Annotated in this window: 21 protein-coding genes and 2 pseudogenes; 9 read left to right on the top strand and 14 right to left on the bottom strand. The window is 25.9% G+C overall.

The annotated features are described in order from the left end of the window. The 4 genes from Q0J90_RS05335 to Q0J90_RS05350 form a co-directional block, all read right to left on the bottom strand. On the bottom strand, positions 1–990 hold the full coding sequence (locus Q0J90_RS05335) for a CdaR family protein (protein ID WP_297276913.1): 990 nt from the start codon (positions 988–990) through the stop codon (positions 1–3). Continuing rightward, positions 987–1,766, bottom strand: coding sequence for a diadenylate cyclase CdaA (gene cdaA, locus Q0J90_RS05340; RefSeq protein WP_297276914.1), 780 nt, complete (start codon positions 1,764–1,766; stop codon positions 987–989). Before cdaA ends, Q0J90_RS05335 begins: the two co-directional genes overlap by 4 nt. 45 nt (positions 1,767–1,811) lie before the next feature. After that, positions 1,812–3,545: an amidohydrolase gene (locus tag Q0J90_RS05345; protein ID WP_297276915.1), complete on the bottom strand. Its 1,734-nt coding sequence runs from the start codon at positions 3,543–3,545 to the stop codon at positions 1,812–1,814. Positions 3,546–3,743: 198 nt separating this feature from the next. Further along, on the bottom strand, positions 3,744–4,688 hold the full coding sequence (locus Q0J90_RS05350) for an ATP-binding protein (protein WP_297276916.1): 945 nt from the start codon (positions 4,686–4,688) through the stop codon (positions 3,744–3,746). A 182-nt stretch (positions 4,689–4,870) separates the two neighbouring features. Here Q0J90_RS05350 and Q0J90_RS05355 point away from each other — a divergent pair, with 182 nt between their 5' ends. After that, positions 4,871–5,311 (top strand): Rrf2 family transcriptional regulator, encoded by a 441-nt coding sequence (locus tag Q0J90_RS05355; protein ID WP_297276917.1) that lies wholly within the window; start codon positions 4,871–4,873, stop codon positions 5,309–5,311. 7 nt (positions 5,312–5,318) lie between these two features. Here the strand turns inward: Q0J90_RS05355 and Q0J90_RS05360 are convergent, their stop codons facing one another. From Q0J90_RS05360 to Q0J90_RS05370, 3 genes are read right to left on the bottom strand one after another with little or no spacing between them, the layout of a single operon-like run. Continuing rightward, positions 5,319–5,711: a tetratricopeptide repeat protein gene (locus Q0J90_RS05360; RefSeq protein ID WP_297276934.1), complete on the bottom strand. Its 393-nt coding sequence runs from the start codon at positions 5,709–5,711 to the stop codon at positions 5,319–5,321. 15 nt (positions 5,712–5,726) lie between these two features. Then, on the bottom strand, positions 5,727–6,587 hold the full coding sequence (locus Q0J90_RS05365) for a tetratricopeptide repeat protein (RefSeq protein ID WP_297276918.1): 861 nt from the start codon (positions 6,585–6,587) through the stop codon (positions 5,727–5,729). A 34-nt stretch (positions 6,588–6,621) separates the two neighbouring features. Then, a complete protein-coding gene (locus Q0J90_RS05370) occupies positions 6,622–7,281 on the bottom strand; it encodes a Crp/Fnr family transcriptional regulator (RefSeq protein WP_297276919.1) in 660 nt (219 codons plus the stop codon). Positions 7,282–7,483: 202 nt separating this feature from the next. Between Q0J90_RS05370 and Q0J90_RS05375 the strand changes: the two genes are divergently transcribed. Both Q0J90_RS05375 and Q0J90_RS05380 read left to right on the top strand, forming a co-directional pair. Further along, positions 7,484–9,016: a sodium:solute symporter gene (locus Q0J90_RS05375; protein ID WP_297276920.1), complete on the top strand. Its 1,533-nt coding sequence runs from the start codon at positions 7,484–7,486 to the stop codon at positions 9,014–9,016. Positions 9,017–9,037: 21 nt separating this feature from the next. Further along, positions 9,038–10,196: pseudogene (locus Q0J90_RS05380) on the top strand (cyclically-permuted mutarotase family protein). 71 nt (positions 10,197–10,267) lie between these two features. Here Q0J90_RS05380 and Q0J90_RS05385 read toward each other — a convergent pair. The 6 genes from Q0J90_RS05385 to Q0J90_RS14700 all read right to left on the bottom strand — a co-directional run bounded on the left by Q0J90_RS05385 (position 10,268) and on the right by Q0J90_RS14700 (position 15,878). Then, entirely contained in the window at positions 10,268–10,489 is a 222-nt protein-coding gene (locus Q0J90_RS05385; RefSeq protein ID WP_297276921.1) for a putative Se/S carrier-like protein, read from the bottom strand. Next, the gene (locus tag Q0J90_RS05390; protein ID WP_297276922.1) at positions 10,483–11,613 is read right to left on the bottom strand and encodes an aminotransferase class V-fold PLP-dependent enzyme; all 1,131 of its coding nucleotides are present in this window, start codon (positions 11,611–11,613) and stop codon (positions 10,483–10,485) included. The genes Q0J90_RS05385 and Q0J90_RS05390 overlap by 7 nt, the downstream gene beginning before the upstream one ends. A gap of 12 nt (positions 11,614–11,625) precedes the next feature. After that, positions 11,626–12,195, bottom strand: coding sequence for a sulfurtransferase-like selenium metabolism protein YedF (gene yedF, locus Q0J90_RS05395; protein ID WP_297276923.1), 570 nt, complete (start codon positions 12,193–12,195; stop codon positions 11,626–11,628). Positions 12,196–12,261: 66 nt separating this feature from the next. After that, a complete protein-coding gene (locus Q0J90_RS05400) occupies positions 12,262–12,717 on the bottom strand; it encodes a CvpA family protein (protein ID WP_297276924.1) in 456 nt (151 codons plus the stop codon). Then, on the bottom strand, positions 12,717–14,669 hold the full coding sequence (locus tag Q0J90_RS05405; protein ID WP_297276925.1) for a methyl-accepting chemotaxis protein: 1,953 nt from the start codon (positions 14,667–14,669) through the stop codon (positions 12,717–12,719). Before Q0J90_RS05405 ends, Q0J90_RS05400 begins: the two co-directional genes overlap by 1 nt. 12 nt (positions 14,670–14,681) lie before the next feature. Further along, positions 14,682–15,878 carry a methyl-accepting chemotaxis protein gene (locus Q0J90_RS14700; protein WP_367173844.1) on the bottom strand — a complete coding sequence of 399 codons (1,197 nt, stop codon included), beginning with the start codon at positions 15,876–15,878 and terminating at the stop codon, positions 14,682–14,684. Between the two features lie 116 nt (positions 15,879–15,994). Between Q0J90_RS14700 and Q0J90_RS14705 the strand changes: the two genes are divergently transcribed. Beyond that, positions 15,995–16,045, top strand: a complete 51-nt coding sequence (locus tag Q0J90_RS14705; RefSeq protein WP_367173845.1) for a hypothetical protein — start codon at positions 15,995–15,997, stop codon at positions 16,043–16,045. 743 nt (positions 16,046–16,788) lie between these two features. Here the strand turns inward: Q0J90_RS14705 and Q0J90_RS05415 are convergent. Next, positions 16,789–18,186, bottom strand: coding sequence for an MATE family efflux transporter (locus Q0J90_RS05415; protein WP_297276927.1), 1,398 nt, complete (start codon positions 18,184–18,186; stop codon positions 16,789–16,791). A gap of 263 nt (positions 18,187–18,449) precedes the next feature. Between Q0J90_RS05415 and Q0J90_RS05420 the strand changes: the two genes are divergently transcribed. The 5 genes and pseudogenes from Q0J90_RS05420 to Q0J90_RS05440 all read left to right on the top strand — a co-directional run. After that, positions 18,450–18,806, top strand: a complete 357-nt coding sequence (locus tag Q0J90_RS05420; RefSeq protein WP_297276928.1) for a helix-turn-helix domain-containing protein — start codon at positions 18,450–18,452, stop codon at positions 18,804–18,806. A 116-nt stretch (positions 18,807–18,922) separates the two neighbouring features. Next, complete coding sequence (locus Q0J90_RS05425) at positions 18,923–19,213, top strand: hypothetical protein (protein ID WP_297276929.1); 291 nt, start codon at positions 18,923–18,925, stop codon at positions 19,211–19,213. Positions 19,214–19,726: 513 nt separating this feature from the next. Then, entirely contained in the window at positions 19,727–20,809 is a 1,083-nt protein-coding gene (locus Q0J90_RS05430) for a glycosyltransferase family 61 protein (RefSeq protein ID WP_297276930.1), read from the top strand. 309 nt (positions 20,810–21,118) lie between these two features. Beyond that, the gene (locus tag Q0J90_RS05435; protein WP_297276931.1) at positions 21,119–21,385 is read left to right on the top strand and encodes a hypothetical protein; all 267 of its coding nucleotides are present in this window, start codon (positions 21,119–21,121) and stop codon (positions 21,383–21,385) included. 68 nt (positions 21,386–21,453) lie between these two features. Then, a pseudogene (locus tag Q0J90_RS05440) lies at positions 21,454–21,787 on the top strand (hypothetical protein); the annotation flags it as partial.

A 21,787-nucleotide genomic window follows, 5' to 3' on the forward strand; every position in this document is an offset into this window, starting at 1 on the left:
CTATTTATTATTATTTGTAGTGTCATTTTTAGCTGATATTTCTATGTCAAAATATGATGGTTCTATTTTTATTAATTTTGTATTCATAGGTATATTAGCTTCAACTGATATATTAGAATATTTACCAGTATTTGTTATATCCTTTAAATCTAATGATAATAATATATCATTAGCAGTTATATTGGTAAGAAAACTTCTATTTGCTTCTAATACAACTTTATTTACTATAAATCCTTCCGCTGAGTTTACTGCAAATCTGCTGTCCAAATTATCAAAGCTCACAATTATATTATTAAACTCTACTACTTCTACATCTTTATTAAAAATAATACTGACATTAACTCTTGATACATCAGATTTAACATTTTTAGGTATATTTACTCTTGATATTGTAGAATAATCCAAATATTTATCATTTAAGTCTATATTATATGTTTTTACACTGTCTATAGTAGATATTAATGTTTTAGGACCTGATATAATTGTATTTGACGGATTTATTATAATATTATCAATATTTAATCCTAATGAAGTCATACCTGTAGTTGAAGGCTCTATTGGAACAGTTTTATATGCCAACTCATCTAATATAACAGGTATTTTACTTGGATTTACTGTAATATTCATTTTTGTATAATCTATATCTCCAACCAAATAAACATCATACATATTGCTTCCTATAGATGCATTTGTGAGATCTATATAAGTACTGAATGCTGTCGGAAGCTCATACACATTATCTTTAAATCCTTTTAAAGTTATTGTAGCATTTTCCTGAACATCATTGGCTATTAATAATTTTGGAGGTATATTTTTTATTTCTATTTTAGTAACATAATCTTTAGTGTATTCTTTTTGATATCTTACAAATAAAAATAATAAGAAAGACATAGCAAGACATAATAATTTAATCCAAAATCTGTTCGTTATGTAATTTAACGCCTTTTTATAATTAAATTTCTTAATATTTAGCTTTTTCTTGTTACTCATTTTATTTCTAAAAGTTCTCCAAGTCTTTTATCCAATTCTTCTCTGCTTAAATTATATTCTAATATGCCATTATGCACTATAGATACGCATTGTGTCTCTTCTGAAACTACAACCACAACAGCATCAGTTTGTTCGGATACACCGAGTGCAGCTCTATGTCTTGTACCAAGTCTTCTATTTTTTATTTTAGGTTCTATTTCAGTTAGAGGCAAATATGCACTTGCTGCTACTATTCTATTTTCCATAATAATAGCTGCTCCGTCATGTATTGGATTATTCTTAAAAAATATAGATTCTATAAGTTCTATAGATATGTCAGCATTAAGCTTAACAGCTCTATCAACTAAAGAATGCAATGATATATTTCTCTGGAATACTATTAATGCACCATATCCTTTATATGATAAGTTAAATGTTGCACTTAAAATCTTTTGTATTTGATCTTCATCGTATCTAAATGATTTTTTTAGAAAAGCACGTCCGCCTAATATTCTAAGTCCATGCTTTATTTCTGCTTGGAAAAGCACTACTATAGCAATAAGTCCAACCTGAAAGAATTTGTCAAATATCCATGATAATGTTGCAAGTCCGAATATTTTTACTATTAAAGTGATAAAAAATAATATTATAAATCCTATGGCTATACTATATGCTCTTGTATTATACATAAGCATATATATTATATAAAATAATATTGCAACTAATATTATATCAATACCATAAGAAAGATATCTCCAGTTTGTTGTCGATATAAAATTGTTAATACTATAAAGCATATACCTACGTATTATATCACATTTGTATGTATTTGTAAATATATTTTATTTGTTAAAACTAAGGCCTACATTATTAAATCTTGTATTTATTTTGCTTCTTGAATAAAGAGTTTTTCCTTCTTTTATAGTTTCAATAACTTCAATATCTTTTATACTCATAGGATCGCATTTTATAGGATTGCCGCTAAGTATTACCAAATCTGCCAATTTGCCTTCTTCTATAGTTCCTTTTAGATATTCTTCTTTATTTTGATATGCGGCATTTATAGTAATAGCTTTTAATGCTTCATAAGGTGTAACCTTTTGATTTTCTCCCAATAATACCCCGTCTTTAGTTATTCTATTAACTGCACACCATACTGTTTCAATCATATTAGGTTTTATAACAGGTGTGTCTTGATGATATGTGAAATCTAAATTATTATTCAATGCTGTTTTTGAGGCGCTTATTTGAGACGCTCTTTCTATTCCTAAATTTTCTAAATGTGTATCACCCCAATAATATACATGTGCCACAAATATTGAAGGTATTATATTGAGATTTGCCATAGATTTGTATTGTTCCTCCCGTATTATCTGACTATGTACTAATACGGCTCTGTAATTGTTAGTAGTTTTTCTTCTGTTCATAACATTGCTGAAAGCATTAATGTATTGTTCTGCTGCGGCATCTCCGTTGCAATGTGCCTGAAGCTGCAATTCATCATCTAATGCTTTTTCAACATATTTTTCTACAGCTGCATCATCATATATACCATATCCTCTGTATCTGGCAGGACCGCTTACATAAGGCTGACCCAACCAAGCTGTTTTTGCCTGAGGAGAACCGTCTAAAAATATTTTGTATCCTCCTATTTTAAATCTATTAACATATTTTCCAACCATTTCTTTATTAGTTTCAACAATAGATTCTGAGTTCTTTAAATCTATAAAAGCAATGATATCTATATTAAATCTATTATTTGTTACCATATTGTTTATAAGAGGAAATTCTGCTGTTGAAATTAGAGCATCCTGTGCTGTTGTAATACCATATCCTAAATATACATTTTCTGCCTGATTGATGAAATTCATTAAATCTTCGTCTGTAATTGCAAAATTTATACTCTGGGCATAATGCATAAAGGCTGTTTCTTCCATATATCCGGTAGGTTTTTTACTGTTAGGATATCTTTCTATAACTCCTCCTTCTATATCCGGAGTATTTTCATCAACTCCAAATTCTTCTAACGCTTTTGAGTTCATTGCACCTACATGGCCGGAAGCATGTGTTATAAATATTGGATGTGTAGTAGAAATTTTATCTAAATCATCTCTGTTTGGATTTTTTTTATCAGGCAATAAATTATTATCATATCCGAATCCTATTACCCAAGAATCATCTTTTAATTTGTTTACCTGTATATAATTTGTAATCTTTTCAGCAATTTCTAATAAATTAGTTGATCCAGTTAAATCTACAGTTGTAAGTGATTGGGCAAATCTTATTATATGGCTGTGCGAATCTATAAAAGACGGCATTAAAGTTTTTCCATCTAAATCTATTACTTCAGCATAAGCATTATTTAATAAACTTTTTTCATCTTCATCAGTATATACTACTTTCATTATAGTATTATCTCTTATTTCAATAGCTTTAGCGTAAGTAGGCTCATCTCCTTTCATTGTAAGTATGTCGCCGTTATGATAAACTTTTATCTTATGTGTTATACTGTCATAGCATGAATTTGATGATATTACAATTATTATACAAACAAGAAAGAAATATATTTTTTTCATTATAAAGCCTCTTAAATAGTATTTTGAAACTGTTTTATTTTTTATACTTTCTAAATATATACAACTGCATATAATATAATTATAACATTAACAATAAAAATATATACAAAATTTTTTATAATAATCAAAATAAAAAGCACCTCCTATAATAAATATAAGAGATGCTTAGGAATTAATTATGTACTATGAACGAAAAAATTATAATTGTACTTTTTTGATTAAGCTAGTAGAAAGTTCTGGTATATATATAACATTATTAACTAAATCTATATCAGCAACTCCGCTTAATTCTCCTTCAATTTTTTCTAATTGTTCTTTGGTATTCAAATCAAATACATATATGCAGGCATTATTATTAGCACCGTTTTCTCCCCAATCAGAAACATATAATTTGCCGTTAGCTATAGCTATACCGTCTAAAGCACCGGCTCCTAATCTTGAAGCTGTCCATTTAGTTAAACCAGTGCCGTCTATATTTAATGTGTAAATGTCTCCTCCGTTAGGATCTCCTCCAAATGTACTTCCAGCTACATATAAAACACCGTTATCTAAGAATATTCCATTAGCACCAACTACATTTGTAACTGAAGAAGTTATTGATAAAGCTGAATTGTTATCTACTTTTATGAAATGAACTGTAGAAGCCCCTGTATCAGTTAAAGCTACAGTTGTAGGATCTATAACAACTGTATCATTTAAGAATTTAGATCCTTCTATTGGAAGTTTAGTAATGATTTTTTTATCTTTTATGTTAGCTAATACTAAGTTTCCTACCATAGAGCTATCGTTAACTTGATCTGGTATGATAATAATATCATCAGTTAGGAAAGAGAAACCTTTTGGGCTGTCTAATTCTCCTTCAAATAATTTTTCAATACCTGTTCCGTCTTCATTAGCAACGATTATAAAACCGTCTTTAGGAGCATTAGGATCGCCTAAATTAGCAATATATAATTTACCATTTCTAAATTTTATACTTTCCGGTGCAGCTGCTCCTTCAACATTTATTGCAACAGCTTGTTTTACTGCATTAGTATCAGTAGTATTAGCATTAGTTGATGCTGTATCTTTATTGGCATTATTTGAACATGATACTATAAAAATAAAAGCAAATAAAGCTATAACATTAAAAATTTTATTCATTTCGAATCTCCTTAAAATTATTTGCAATAATATATACTTTGACAATATATATATCAAGAATAAAATGTATAAAAATTGTTACCAAAGTTGTTACAATAAATTTTTATAATATTAAATAAAAATATTTTATGATTTATATTCAATTATTGACTATAATTATTTTTTATTTTATCATATAAAGTATGAAGATTAATACAAAATTATCAGTTGCTACTCATATAGTATTATGTATAGCATTTTTTGAAAATGAAGGCACTACATCTCATTTGCTAGCCAAAAGTGTAAAAACAAATCCGGCTGTTATAAGAAGAATTTTGCTTAAATTGCAAGATGCTGGAATTGTAGAAACGGATAAAAAGGGCAGCAGATTAATAAAAGATGAAAAAGATATAACTTTATTATCAATATATGAGGCAGTATTTACAGAAGAGGAGAGGGGACTTTTTAATTTCCATGAACCTAATCATATTTGCCCTGTTGGATGTGCTATGTTCGATGTTTTAGGAGATGAATTTAATTCTGTAAGACTTGATTTTGAAAAGTCCATGTCTAAAATAACATTAAAAAAAATAGTTGATGAAGTTAGAAAAAGAAAAAAGCATTTAAATTTTATGAATAAATAATATTATATTAAATGGATTTTAATGCTTCTTCTTTATTTAATTTTGCTTTTGTGTAATTAGGATCTATTTCAAGAGCTTTGTCATAATCTTTTACAGCTTCTTGATATAGTCCCATTTTATATTTTGCAAATCCTCTATTATTATAAGCATCAGCAGATTTAGGATTTAATTCTATAACTTTATCATAATTCTCTATTGCCTTTTCGTAATTAGATAAACTATGATATGAAAGAGCTTTATTGTAATAAGCATTTATATAAGTATTGTCAAGCTCTATTGTTTTCTCATAATCTTTAATGGCCTCTTGATGAAGTTCCATATTATTTTTTGCTAATCCTCTGTTATAATATGCTTCAATATATGAAGGTTCTATATTTATTGCAGCATCAAAATCTTTAATAGCTTCTTCATAAAGTCATAATGCACTTTTAGAATTTCCTCTATTGTTATATGCGTAAAAATATTGAGGAGATAAATTTATTGCTATGCTGCAGTCTTCAATAGATTCTTTATAAAGTTCTAAACGATATTCTGCTATTGCTCTGTTATTATATGCGTCTGTATATTCATTGTATATTTCTAAAGCCTTATTTATATCAATTATAGCTTCATTATACATCCCAAGTCCTATTTTACAAATTCCTATATTATTATAAGCATAAGAACTGTTTGCATGAGAAAGTTCTAAAACTTTATTATAGTAAGTAATAGCTTCTTCATAAAGTCCCATATTTCTTTTTACATCGCCTATGCCATTATAAGCATGTATTTCAGTATCATCTAATTCTAATACTTTTTTATAATCATCTATAGCTTCAATATATTTTCCTGACATTAATTTTATGAATGCTCTGTCAATGTATGCATCAATATTATTGCCGTCTAAAATTATAGCTTTATCAATATCTTTAACTGCTTCTTTATAATATCCTAAATTTCCTTTAGCAAATCCTCTGTCATCATAAGCCTTTGAATGATTAGGCATTAATTCTATTACTTTGTCATAATCCTTAATAGCTTCTTCATAATATCCTAAATTGCATTTGCAGTCTGCTCTGTTATAATAAAGTTCCGCATAGTTTTCATCTATTGCTATTCCCTTACTATAGTAATTAACTGCTTCTTCAAAAAATCCTAAAGCCTGTTTAGAAATACCTAAATAATTATATATTTCAGAATTATTACTATCTTCTTCTAAAGCTTTAATAAATAATTCTGCTGCTTTTTCAAATTGAGTTTCTCTAAATAATTCTAAACCTTTTTCAAAGTATGACATTTTATTTCCTTAAATAATTGTGTTTTAATAAAAATTATATATTGATAATGCTTATTTTATTTCCGTTTAAGTTTATGATATTTTCTTTATAGAGTCTGTTTAATTCTCTTGACAATGCACTTCTATCCGCTGATATGAATTCAGCAAGTTTATCTCTGTTATATGGTATTACAACATTTGATGATTTTTGAATATTAGACATGTATTTTAAGTATATAATTATTTTATTTCTTAGACTTTTTTGACTTAATATATCATTTTTAAAAGCTAAAAATTTATTTTTATCAGAAATTACTCTTAGCAGATTTTCTATAAATTTATCTTTTGTATAATTATTTTTTGAATTAAATATATTCATAGCTTCTATTTCTATTATATCTGATGGATCTAAAGAAATGGCTTGTATTGATGATATTTTATTGCTTGAAAATGCAAATGCTTCAGCAAATATATCTCCGTCTGTTAAAATATTAACTATATTTTTTCTTGCATCTTCATATTCTTTTGAAATTTCTATTTTTCCTTTTGCTATTATATATATATTATGAACTTTATCGCCAATATCTATTATAGTACTGCCTTTAGAAAAATGTTTGTTTTTGTATTTAAAATCATTTAATATATTTATTATTTCTTCTTTTGGTATTTCATTGAAAATATTTGAATTTATTAAAGTATCTATATATTTTTCCATAGTTTTACTATTCTAACTATTTTCATTAAAAAATCAATGAGTTTTTATATTTAATATACAAAAATAATGATTTTAAATAGGATTATTTTTATTTCTTATTAAAATAAAGTACTTATAATTTTATATTTTTTATTGACAATGTAACTTTATTTTGCTATACTATAATTGTTCACGTGAACAATATGTATAATAGGAGAACTATATGGCTTGGCATTGGTTTGACTGGGTAGTCATTGGATTATATTTTGTTGCAATGTTTTTAATTGGTATGTTCTTTGCTAGAAGAACAAAATCAACAAATGATTATTTCAAAGCTGGCGGTAGGGTACCTGCTTTAGTAACAGCTATGAGTATTTATGCTACAGCTTTATCATCTATTTCATTTATCGCTATACCAGCTTCTGTTTATAATAATAGCTGGCTTTTAGGTATGGCTCCATTGGGAATTATTTTAATGGTATTATGGGCTGCCTATACTTTTGTACCATTTTTTAGAAGAGTTAATGTAACCACTGCTTATGAATATTTAGGAAAAAGATTTGATAATTCTTTCAGACTTGTTGGTAGTTTAACTTTCATACTTTTCCACATTGTAAGAATGGCTATAGTTATTTTTCTTCCTACATTAGCTATACAGCAGGTACTTCCTGCTCTTAACCCTGTTTTAATAACAGTTATAGTATCAGTATTTTGTGTTGCTTATACATCTATGGGCGGTATAGAGGCAGTATTATGGTCTGATGCTATACAAACAGTTGTACTTCTTTTGGGTGCTTTCTTAGTAATTATAGTTGGTTTTTCATCAGCTCCTGAAGGAATAGGTCAAGGATTTAAACTTTTGGCTGACGATGGTAAAATTATAAGTCCTGATTTCTTCTCATTTGATTTAGCTAAAACTAGTATATGGACTATTGTAATAGGCGGTGTTGTTAATTCTATATATTCTTATGTTGGAAGCCAAGATATAGTTCAAAGGTATGCTACAAATAAAGATGAACATGAAGCTAAAAAAAGTTTGTTTATGAATGTTCCTCTGCTTTGTACTAGTATAATAATATTTATAGGTATGGGTTCTGCTTTATATATTTACTTCCATTTCAAAGCTGCTTTACCTGGAAATCTTGATGCTAATGCTATACTTCCTTATTTTGTTATAAATGCTTTACCTGTTGGTATTTCTGGTTTGGTAATAGCTGCTATATTCGCTGCTGCTCAATCTACTGTATCATCTAGTCTTAACTCTGTTTCTACTTGTATGACTACAGATATATTGGAATATTTAAAACCTGATATGGAAGATTCTTCTAAATTAAAATTTGCTAGATTATCAAGCTGGATAGTAGGTATATTCAGTACATCATTAGCCATTTATTTTGTATGTAAAGGTGAGCAGGGAGATATGTTTTTATACTTCCAAGCTGTAACAGGTCTTTTAGGAGGTCCTATAGCTGCTGTATTCTTGGTAGGTATATTCTTTGATAAAATTGAAACTAAAGCAGTATGGGTTGGATTTATAGTATCTGTAATAGTAGCATTCTATGTTAGCGATCCTGCCGGTATGCTTACTAAATTTATACCTGGTTATGCTAAACCAAAAATATTTGAGTTTATGATTTCATTTATAATTATAGGTGTAGGCGTATTGGGTTCTTTTTTAGCTTCTTTTGCTTTTGGAAAACCATCTGCAGAAAAAATAAAAGGACTTACTTATTCTACTACTATAAAAAACAAATAATAAATGTAAGGATATAGATTTATGAAAAGAATATACTTAATTTTATTTGCTGCTTTTATTATGTTTATTTGCGGATGTTCTAATTCAAGCAGTAATAATATTAATGTATTAGATTCTAAAGTTAATAAGAAAATAGTTTGGGAAGTCGGAGGGCATTTACCGGCTCAAACAGGAACGGATAAAAATATTGGAACTGCTGGGCTTCTATATGGTTCTTTAGGCGGTAAATATATAGTTGTAGGCGGAGGAGCTAATTTTCCTGATGAGCCTGTTATTAATGGCGGAGTGAAAAAGACTTATTCTGATATTTATATGTTAGAAGATAAAAACGGAGTATTAGAGGTTGTAGAACATATTAATTGGGAGAATGAAATAGGTTACGGAGCTTCTATAACCGTTGAAAATGGAATATATTATATCGGCGGTTCTTCTAACCCTGAAGCTGATGATGATATATTATTTATAACATTAAAAGATAATAAATTAAATGTTGAAAAAATAGGTGATTTGACTTTCGCATTACAAAATGGTGCGGCTGTTTATAAGGATAATAAATTATATGTTATTACTGGCAAGCAGGCAGGTAAAGGAAGCAATAAAGTTTATGAGTATGATTTAAATACTAAAGAAGTTAAAGAATTAGCTTCTGTACCTGGTGAAGAAAGCAGAACTCAGGCTATTGCTCAATTATTGAATGGAAATATATATATTCAGCGGAGGAGATTTAACAGCTTATACAGACGGATACAAATATGATTTTGAAAACAATACTTGGGAAGCTGCAGCTGATGTAGTTTTAAATGGTGAAGCAATATCTTTACTTGGTGCTGCATCTGTAAAAATTAATGAAACAGAAATGCTTGTGATAGGCGGTTTTAATAAAGCCGTTTATGATGATGCTGTTTATAATTTAGGAAATCTAAAAGGAAACGAATTATCTAATTTCAAGCAGGAATATTTTGGTGCTGATCCTTATAAATTTAATTGGAATAGAAATGTATTAATTTATAATTGTGAATCTAATAGTTGGAGAACAATAGGAGAAATTCCTTTTGATGCTCCTTGCGGAGAAGGTTTAGTGCTGATAGGAAATAAAATTTACTCTATAAACGGAGAGATTAAACCGGGTATTAGGACAGATAAAATGTATATTGGTACAATTATTGCTATATCTAACTAAAAAGTTTTCCATAAAAAACGGCTTGCCTTTTGTTAATAAGATAAGCCGTTATTGTTTATTTATAATATTTTTTAGTTTTCCATATCTTTTATAACAACAACTAAACCAGCAGCTTCAAGTAATGAAACTATATATGCTCTGTCATTATCTTCTATATCTATAGCCATATTGCATACTCCAAATACAGGTTCAGGAGCAGGGCGTACAACAACTTCTATACCAGCATCCAATAATATTTTTTCTGCTTTTATTAAATCTCTAGGTGTTTGTAAATAACAAAAACTTTTTACCATAATTTATTTCCTAATGTATTTTTTAAATATTCTAAATCTTTTTTTGTAGTATATGGCGAGAATGAAAACCTTATAGCACCATTTTCATTTTTATAAAAATTATGGGCCAAAAAAGCACAATGAAAACCATATCTGCATTCTATATTATAATCATCATACAGTTTATGAGATAAATCTGACATACTTATAGAATTATTATCCGTTGTTATTGAAAATACAAATCCTTGAGTATCTTTATTTTTAGACCATATAACTTTATATTTATTCATATTTTCTATATGTTTTATAGTATCAATTAAATCATCTATGGTAATATTCCAAACAGGTCTATTTTTTAATGCTGCTAGAAGTCCTATTATACCTACAGTATTTGGAGTTCCTGGTTCATATATTTCAGGCACACTGTAAGGAGTTTCATATCCGTCACCAAATCCGCCTCCGAAATATCCTGCAGGTAAATTCTTTGGATCTTTTACATAAAATCCTCCGGTACCAGTAGGACCAAGTAATCCTTTATGACCGGTAAAAGCAATAAAATCTGCATTCCATTCATCAGCTTTTATTTCATGCACCCCAATAGCTTGTGTAGCGTCTATAAGCAAAGGTATTTCACCTATAGTTTCTTTTATTTTTTGTATAGGCTGTATAACTCCGCTTATATTACTTTCCATATTTATAATAACTAATGATATTTTATCTTTTTTTATAATATTGGAAAGTGCTTCAATATCTATTATACCTCCATCCAAAGAAGGTATGATATTATATTCTACATTTCTATTTTTACTTAATTTATGAACTGGTCTCAATGCGGCATTATGCTCTAATGTTGATATAAGAATTTTGCAGTCATGAAAATTAAGACCATTAAGTATATCATTGATAGCTCTAGTAGCACCGGGTGTAAATATTACATTAGCATCATTTCTAGTACCAATAAATTTATTAGCTAATATTTCCCTGCATTCTTCTATTTTTTGTGTTGTTATTTTTCCTCTTTGAGTATTAACTCTGCCGTATGTTCCTCCAATATTGATTATGAAATCATACATTGCATCGGCTACTTCTTTAGGTTTAGGAAAACTAGTTGTGGAATTATCAAAATAATAATATTTATGTTCCATAATAAATTAAACTTATGCTCTTATTACAGCAGATGCATTTGACATAGCTTCTATAATGCCAAGCATATTTGTTTGTTCTTCTACTTTTATACCTTCTAATTCATAGAATTTTACACAAGTTCCGCAGAAGAATATTTTTATTCCAGCATCTCTTAATTCCTGTAATAATTTTTTATAAGGTTCTTCTACTCCCAAATAAACCCCTCCATTATAGCAATATAATGCTTCAGGTTTAGGTGTAGAATCTTTTAATGCTCCTAAAAATGATTTTAATAATAATTCTCCAAGCTCATCATTACCTTGTCCCATAACTTTTTTATCAACAACAGCAATTATAGGTCCTGATGGCTTTTCTTTGTTAGATGCTAAAGATAATTCTTTATTTTTAATAATTTTAAAGTTTTTACCTTCATTAGTGTAAGTAATACCATTATTTTTTAGGAAATCAGTTATATTATGAAATGCAACATCATCATCTATTAATACTTCTATTTCCTCATTTAATGCTGCATTTGTTATTGCAGTTTTAGTTAGAATTAATGGTTTTGGGCAAGGTATGCCTCTAGCGTCTATTGTTTTCATATTTACTTCCTTAAATAAAATTTGCAGTAATATAATATAATAAAATGATTTTATTGTCAATTATAATTAAACTAATAAACTATAATTACTTTTACTAAAGATATTGTAAATATATATTGCTATTTTTGATTGATTGATTATATCATTGTATTGGCTATCTAATGATTTTATTAAAGAAACTATTATTGCAATAATGAAACATGATATAAATAATAATACTACTGCTCCAAGAACTCTGTCAACCCAATCTAAAAATATTGCTTTTAATATTTTTTTAAAATTTATTTCTATTTTTGATAGAATTATTCTTATAATGGAATAACTAGCTATAAGCGATATTATTTTTAGTATTAGAGAATGATTAAAATATTTAGATATATGATTATATATTAAAGGTGCTGCTATAAGAGTTATAATTATTGCTATAATAGGTATAGTCATAGATATTAAACCCTTGCAAAAACCATATATAAAAAGTATGGCCAATATTATAATCAATACAGTATCAACTGTTGTAAACATCATGATTTCTTTAATAAAGCAATTATAGGGGCAAATGTAAAGCTGCTTTTTTTCCTATGAGTATTAATAATATTAGATAATGCTTCTATATCAGTATGTGAGAATGATGAATAATTTCCTATTTTTTTAGTTATATCATTTAATTCATTTTTCGCTTTTATCATATTATTAAAATTATTGAATATTTTGGATATATCCTGATTTTGATAATCTATTTTAGAGTTTAAATTATTTTGAACTTCAAGTATAGCAGCTATATTTTCTTTAACAGATAATACTATTAAATTTTGATTTACTAATATATTTGACATAGTTTCATTATATTGATCTAATGATTTGAAATGACTAAGCTTTTTAGAATCAGTATTAATATTTGTTTCTATGTCATTTATGTATTTATCAATACCCTTTATCATTTTATTAACTTCTCTTTCTATTATTTTACAGCGGTCTTTTATATAGAAAGAAGAGTTTTCTATAACTACCAATCCGGCAAATATATCTGTAAGCATCTTTTCTATAGATTCTGTACCTTTAGAAATTTCAAATGACAGAGTACCTATTTCTTTTGCTACAACCGAGAAGCTTTTACCATAAAAACCCGCTTTAGATGCTTGAATTCCAGCATTTATTGATAATAGGTTTGTTTTATTAGTTATTGATTTTATATACTCTATAGTTTCATATATAGAATCTGTTATATTATTTACATCTCTGAATTGATTAGCAGATTCCATTATATTATTTAAGAATTTATCAGAAGTTTCTTTTAATCCAATTTTAATATTTTTTAGATCATTATTTAATGATATAATCTGATCATTAGAGAAGTCAGATTCTTTCATGTTTGCAATAGTTTGATTTAATATTCTAAAATGATCCTGCATTTGATTTTTATATTTATCAAAAAATGTAAAGATTGTATTTGTGTATTTTAATCCGTCTTTTATTATGCTTTTCTTTGTATTTTTTACATCTACTAAATTTTCATTTGCTTCTAATATAGCATCTATTTTATGATTAATAATATTATAAGCATCTTTACTTTCTTTATCTATCTCAAATACAAACATAGAAGTATCCATTAAATTTTTATCTATTGTATTTAATGCTTCAGATATTCTATCTATATTGTTTAATGTTTTTAAATTTAAATGCAGTCTATTATTTAATAAACTCTCTTTCTTTATAGAATCAAGAGCATTCTTAGTAAATGAGGCAAATATAGCTATAGATCTAAAAGAAGAAGATATTATAATAGCTAAACCTATTCTGTCAAAATCTAATCCGTCCAATGTTTTATCTACATAAAGATATCTAATTATTAATATCAATGCTAATATATTTGAAATAACCATAAGTATATTATTTTTATAATTAGAATTTATAACCATATCTGATATTATAGATATAAATGTTAAGAAAAATACAAATAATATTATATATGTTTTATAAACAAAGAAGTTTCCAGTTGGTCTTATAAAATATGATATGCTTGTAGAATCATAATAATTTACTGTGGTTGTAAAAAAAGTATTTGAATACATTATACTTAAAGCAATTAAAAGAACTGATGAAACTATGCTAATTATGAATATACCTGTATTAATATTTTTTAATGCTTTTATATTTCCTATAAAACTTGTGGAGTTTATAGGCATTAATATTACAGCAGTAAGTATTATAATATTATTTGATATGACTAGTACAGAAGAAAGCTGCTGATTTATTCCGTATAATTCTAAAAATATTATAATAAGAGATATAATACTATACATTAAAATTAATATAAGTGTAATAGAAATAGTTATGTATATTGCCTTTTTTGTTTTTATTGATAATAACAAATATAACATAATAAATATTGACATTACAGAAACACCGATTACGGGTACTAATAATTTTAATATTGTTATATTATATCCAGATATTAAATTTGATAATATATTCATAACTATTCCTCTTTATATAACTTTAGAATATTCATCAACTTTAGATTCTAAATCATCAGCATATTCTAAGAATTTTGTAATTTCTTCATTAAGTTTATTTGTTACAGATTCCAAATCATCAGAGGTAGCTAATAATTTATTCATATCACGCATTAGATTTTTTACTTCTAAATTTTGTATAGAAGCTTTTTCTGATATACTTTCTATGTAATTATTAATTTCCTCTATTTTATTTTTTATATTAATAAAATCATTTTCTTCATTAACTATAATGTTTGTCATATTAGATATAGAGCTATACATTTTTTCTGTACTTTTTATGATATTCATATTATAATCATTTTGTTTTTCCATACCTCTGTTAAATCTATTTAATTTACCATAATAGCTTGATATTTCTTCTATTAGACTTGATATATTATTATTAATATTATTTTTTGAATAATTAAATTTCTTAAATATATCTTCTATTTTGAATAATAAATTTTGCATTCTGCTTGTGGCCTGAGCTGTTTCAGTTACAAGTTCTGATACCTCTTTAGATACAACAGAAAAGTTATTATACCATTCTCCAGATTTTGATGCTTGTATACTTGAGTTTATTGCTAAAGTTTTTGTTTTATCTGACATATTAGTCATAAACAATATAATTCTATTAATTTGGAAACTTAATTGATTAAAAGTTTCTGATTTTCCAAGTTCTTTAGCAAAATTTAATTCTTCCGCATTAAGTTTATCTTGGAAATACTCAAATTCAGTTATTAGTTTTTTACTTTCAGATTGTAAATAATATATTTTTTCTATAGATTCTTGTAATTTGGCATTAGATTCTTCTAATGTTTTCTTTTGTAATTCTACAGACATTTGCAAATTAGGGTAGGTGTTTATAAGTTCTTCTATTTTTTCTAAATTTGTATTACCATCATTTAATTGGAAACTTTCTATGGTAATAAATTCATTTGTATAATCTATAATTTTATTTATATCATTTTTAAAATTATTTATAGTTGAGTATGTATTTTCTACTTTAGCTACCAAATTGCTTACAGATTCTTTAAAACTTTCTTTTAGTCCTGATAATTTTTCAGATGTATTTATTGCTGTATTTATTATAATAGAATCCTGAGCTTTTATACTTTCTAAATCGTAATATTGACTGCTTTTTTTATGTATCGCTGATATAAATCTGCTTACGGATGAATATATCATTACTATATTAAATATAGCATAAATAAGTGTTACTCTTGAAAAAGTCCAATTAGGGAATATTAAAAAACCGCTTGAATATTGATAGTATATTGATATTCCATTAAAATCATCAAAAAATGCTAAGGATATTAACGATATTAATACTAATCCTAATATATTTTCTCTGATTAATTTATTCACTGACATTTCATATATGAAAGAACATATTATAATAAAAGAGTATATTGTAAATACAAAATCTCTAAATATATATGCTGCTCCTAATTCTCCTCTGCTTTTTATACTTTTCTGCATTGTTTCATTAAGAGTTGTCATTGGATCTTTTGTAGATATAAATAATTGAGGATATAATAAAGCTATTGCTGATATCAAAATAAATAAAAATACAGCCGCTATATATAGTTTTTCTAATACAGAATGATAATGTTCGCTTAATTTTAATTTATTTTTTATATATATTAACCATGGTATTATAGTAAGTGATAGAGCTATTTGCTCAAACTTATACAGATTAAGAGAAATTTCTGAATTAGGACTGGACAATGATATAATTATATTAGCTGCCTCTAAAGCAGAGAATACAAAAGAAAGAAAACCTATAGATAATATTATAGCCTGAGTTTCTTCATATAATTGAAGATATATATATGCGTATAATATTATACCAACTAATGATATGATAGTTGCTATAACAGGAATTCCTAATTCTAATGTTATTATAGTAAAATTATAATTCATAAGTCCTCTGAAATATAAATATATTTAGGATATTATAAGTTAATTTTTATAATTATAAAGCATAAAAAATAAAATTAACCAAAAAATAAAATATCGTTTATATATTCGGAATTACTTTATTAACTATTTACATGCAATAGCATTTTTTCTATTATATATCTATATAGTATTGTTATTCTGTAAGCTTTTTAACCCATCGTTCTTTTCTAAGCATTATAATACCAATAGTTATTTTTATGAAATCAGTTAATTTAGCTATTCCAAACATTGCAACAGGACCTACAGATGTAAATTTAGCTAATATTAAAGCTATAGGTGCAAATAAGAGCAAAGATACTGGAACATCTACAGCCACTCCGAATATTGTATCGCCTCCGGCCCTAGAAACAGCAAATTGTGAATTAATGTAAGTCCATACAGGCATATAGCATGATACCAATATGACCAAGTTTCTAGTTATTGTTTGAGCATCAGGGGTTAATTTTGAAAATATAATAGGTATTAAGAATATTGATGACATTTCTATTAAACCTATTATAATACCAGCAACTATAGAACCGCTTCGTATCCATTTTGCTTTTTTTCTGGCATCATCAAGTTCTCCGCGTCCTAATGTACCTCCTACAACAACCATGGTGGAAACAAATATACCTTGAAATACTAAAAAGAAAATATTTGCTATTGTAAATCCTGATGCCATACCTGCTACTGTTTCAGCACCGCCTCTGCTATTATAGAGAGCAGTCATAAACATTTCACTTATACCCCAGCTTATTTCACTCAAAAATATTAAACTTGATTTACTGAGCATAGAATAAAATACGCTTAATTTTACTTTCAATATTTCTCTAGTTCTTACATAAAATTTCTCTTTATGAAGTTTTATATATACTATAAATAAAACCATTTCTATTATTCTAGCTATTAATGTGGCAATAGCAGCACCTTTTTCTTCTAATCTTGGAGCACCAAAATTACCATATATAAGTATGTAATTTCCAGTTGCATTACAGAATGTGGCTATAACAGATATTATAAGAGGAATATGAGGTTTTCCTATTTCTCTATATGATGTACCTATAGCACCTGATATTGATATTGGTATAAAAGTAAATGCTATTATACTCATATATTTTGTGCTGGATATTAATATTTCTTCCTGAGATGCATTTCCATGAGTCATTAAACGCATAAATATTTCAGGATTAACAAGCATTAATATCATATATGCAATAGATATTGTAAGAGGAAGTATAACTTTGAATCTAAATGCCTGCTGCATACCTTCTTTATTGTCAGCACCATTGTTTTGAGCCATATATATTCCGCCTGCACCATAACATGTATTCAATATAACCAAATATATAAAGTTCATCTGATTAGACACATTTACAGCAGCCATTTTTATATCGCCCAATTCTGCTACCATGAAATTATCTATTAATGATACCATTCCCATAATAAGCTGCTGAAGCATTACAGGTACTGCAATAGATATGCATAATTTATAAAAATCAAAATTACCAAACATAGTTATTTTATTGTTAGCTTTTATTGAATTGGTATTCATAATATATCTCTTTTGTTTTCTAGAAGTATGTTTTCAGTCTATTAATTAAGAACGTGATGTAATATATAGCTATTTTAATATTTGTCAATATGTTTTATAAAATTTTTTTACTAGATATATAATAAAATTTTTATTTAATTAAAATATTTACTAATTGAATTCTTATATTTTTAGATTAGTTTATTTTAGAATTATTAATAATATTGATAAATAAAATATTATAATTTATATTAATAGAAATATGTTATATTAAAGGATCTAATATGAATAAAGATACTATGTGTCCTATAGAATATGGATTAGATGTATTTGGGGGTAAATGTAAATCACGTATTATATGTGTTTTATCATTTAAAGATAATATGCGTTATAATGAAATAAAAAAATATCTTGGAAATATTACAGATGCAGTTTTAGCTTCTATGCTTAAGGAGCTTATTTTTGATGATATGGTTTCAAGAAAGCAGTATAATGAAATACCTCCTAAAGTGGAATATTCTTTAACTAATAGAGGAAAAACAGTAATTCCTATACTACAAAATATTTGTGTATGGTCCAGAAAACAGACAAAAAATAATTTATCAAAAAAACTTCCTCCTTGTATAAATTGCCCTTTATAAATATATATACTATTAAATTTAATAGTTTCTATGAAATTTATTAATATATTGAATCTTATTAGTAAATCAATTATATTTATTAATAAAATAAATATTTATAATAAATGGAGGAAGCAATGAAAACAAATGCCTATCTTGAAATTACAATGAAAATTACTAATTCTAACCGCGAAAAGGCTGCTAAAGTATATTCAGATTATAAAGAGCCTTTTTTAAAAAATATTAATGGTGCTTTAACTAAGTCTTTATTAATAAGAGATGAAGATGTGCAAGTACTTCATGGATTTGATAGCATTGATAATGCTAAATTATATTTAGAAAGTGATTTATTTAAACAAGATGTTTTTACTTCTCTTAAGCCATTATTAAGTGATAATCCGGAAGTAAAAATATATTCTGTAATTTAAGTTTTTTATTTGCTAAATTAAAATACCTGTTCTATAAGATAATTTAGAGCAGGTTATTTATTATAGTTGAAATTTTTAGAAATAAACAATATTAATACTTTAAATATTTTTGATTCTAATTCAGATTTTTAATTTATTATTAAAATAAAATAAATTGTTTATTGTGTTGTTGACAAATTCAAAAAGTAATGTATATTATTTTTAACTTTTAATAGTTAGGATTATATAATGTTTAATCGCATCGCATCGCATCGCATCGCATCGCATCGCATCGCATCGCATCGCATCGCATCGCATCGCATCGCATCGCATCGCATCCTAATAAATTAATTTTTATATTATTAATTATTATATTTTCCCTATTTTTTATTATAAAATATTTTCTTAAGTTAGAAATATATATAATATATTTTATTTGTCTAATTTTTCTTTTAAAAAATATTAACTGTATACTTAAAATAATACTAAATAAAACTCAATTATATATTTCATTATTTATATATGGAGTAAATAATGCCTATATTTAATAAGCTGCTCCATTCCAGTATAAGAAATAAATTATCAAAATATATATATGATGATTTAAAAAATAGAGAAATTGAAGCTAAAGATTCAGAGTATACAAATTATATACCTATAAAGTATCCATCATCTGAAAAAATTGATTATATATGTTCTATAAAGAATGCTGTGGTTTATTCAGATTGGGGATTTATATTTAGCAAAGATGGTAAGATTATAAAAGATAATTTGCCTAATAATATATTTGAACCTAATGCAGAATTATCAGGCAGATTTTTATTTTATAAATTTAGAAGAAATGTAAAAATTAGAGGAAATGTTTTTTTATTGAAATCTCAATGGCAGAATTATTACGGGCATTGGATTCATGATATATTGTCAAGATTATTTATATTGAAGGATTCAGGATTGTTCGATGAAATAGATACTTTTATCATAAGTGAAGGATGTAAATCTAAATTTTATAGAGAAAGTCTTGAATTATTTGGTGTAAAAAATGTTATAAATGTGCCAGATGATAAAAAGATAGAATGTGAGCATTTATTTTTTAGTTCTTTTCCATGTTTAGAGGTTTCAAAGCCTTTTAAATGGGAATGTGATAAATTTTTGGAATTAACAAAGCAATTGCTTCCAAAATGTAATATTGGTTTCTACGATAAAATATATATAAGCCGTAAAAAAGTAAAGACTAGAAATATAATTAATGAAAAAGAATTGATTAATATACTTATTCCTTTAGGATATAAAGTTATTTATCCTGAAGATTATTCTATATCAGAACAATTTTGTATATTTAATAAAGCTAAAAAAATAATATCTACTTTAGGAAGCGGTTTAACTAATATTGTATGCTGTGAAGCAACAACTTCTATTTTAGGAATAGTTGCTAGTGTTCGTTATGAGGATCATCATAAGCATATATGTAGTACAATAGGTATGAAATATTTTGAATATATAGAAGATAATCCTAAAAATATTCATTATTTTTATAATATTAAAGATAGAGATAGATATAATTTTACTATAGATTTGTCTAAATTTAGAAAAGTTCTTGAAGATTTTGAGAAATGTTGATATTTTTATTTTGTAAAACCTTTATTCTTTTCAAAAACTTCTATATATTGTTTGATTCCTTCAGCAGTGGCTTTAACCATTTTTAATCTTATTTCTTTTATGTTCATAAATTTAGTATTATATGAATTTGTATGTTATTAAATATAATGAAAATTTATTTGTATTTATTGTAGTATTGACAAATAAAATATGTAAGTTTATACTATTATGAATAGTTATTTAAGATTTTGTATAATTGTTAATTCTGTTTTTATATTAATGATTATATTCAAAAATTAAATATTCTTTATGGAGAAAATCAATTAATTTATGATTTATAAATATTATAATAAATTAATAAATAAAATAGCATGGTTCATTCCTATTAAGAAACATAGAGATACATTTAGAGAAATATTACTAGATATTGTGCATACTATGTATAAAATAGATAATATTAATAAGATGAGTAACAGAGTAAATTCATCAATATGTAATGATGATTTTGTTGTAATAAATTGTAATAGCGGTTTATCCGACCAATTGTATCATTATTTTCTTGGAGAATATATAACTAATAATATAATAGAAAAGTAAAATATGATATAAGTTGGTTTAAATATAATGGTAAGGATGATAACAAAAACGACAGCAGAAATTTTTGTTTGCTAGATATGCTTCCTGATGCTAACTTTGAGGTATTGAATGAAGATGAAGCAAATTATTATAAAATTTGTTTTTCTAAATCTTTTTCTACAGATTATAATATAGCTATAAATGATCTAGATTTTTATTTGAAGAATTATAAAAAAATTTATATAGATTTTTTTCAAAAATTGTACGGTAATATAGTGCTTGACATAATAAAAGATATTGATTTAGATAAATATATACTGCCTAAACTTAATTCTAAAAATTTATATTTACATGATGAAATAGTTAAACATGATGTTTCAGTAGCAGTTCATGTTAGACTTGGAGATGTAAATGTTATGAAAA

Origin of the sequence: uncultured Brachyspira sp. (genome assembly GCF_944390595.1) — a bacterium.
Lineage (GTDB): Bacteria > Spirochaetota > Brachyspiria > Brachyspirales > Brachyspiraceae > Brachyspira.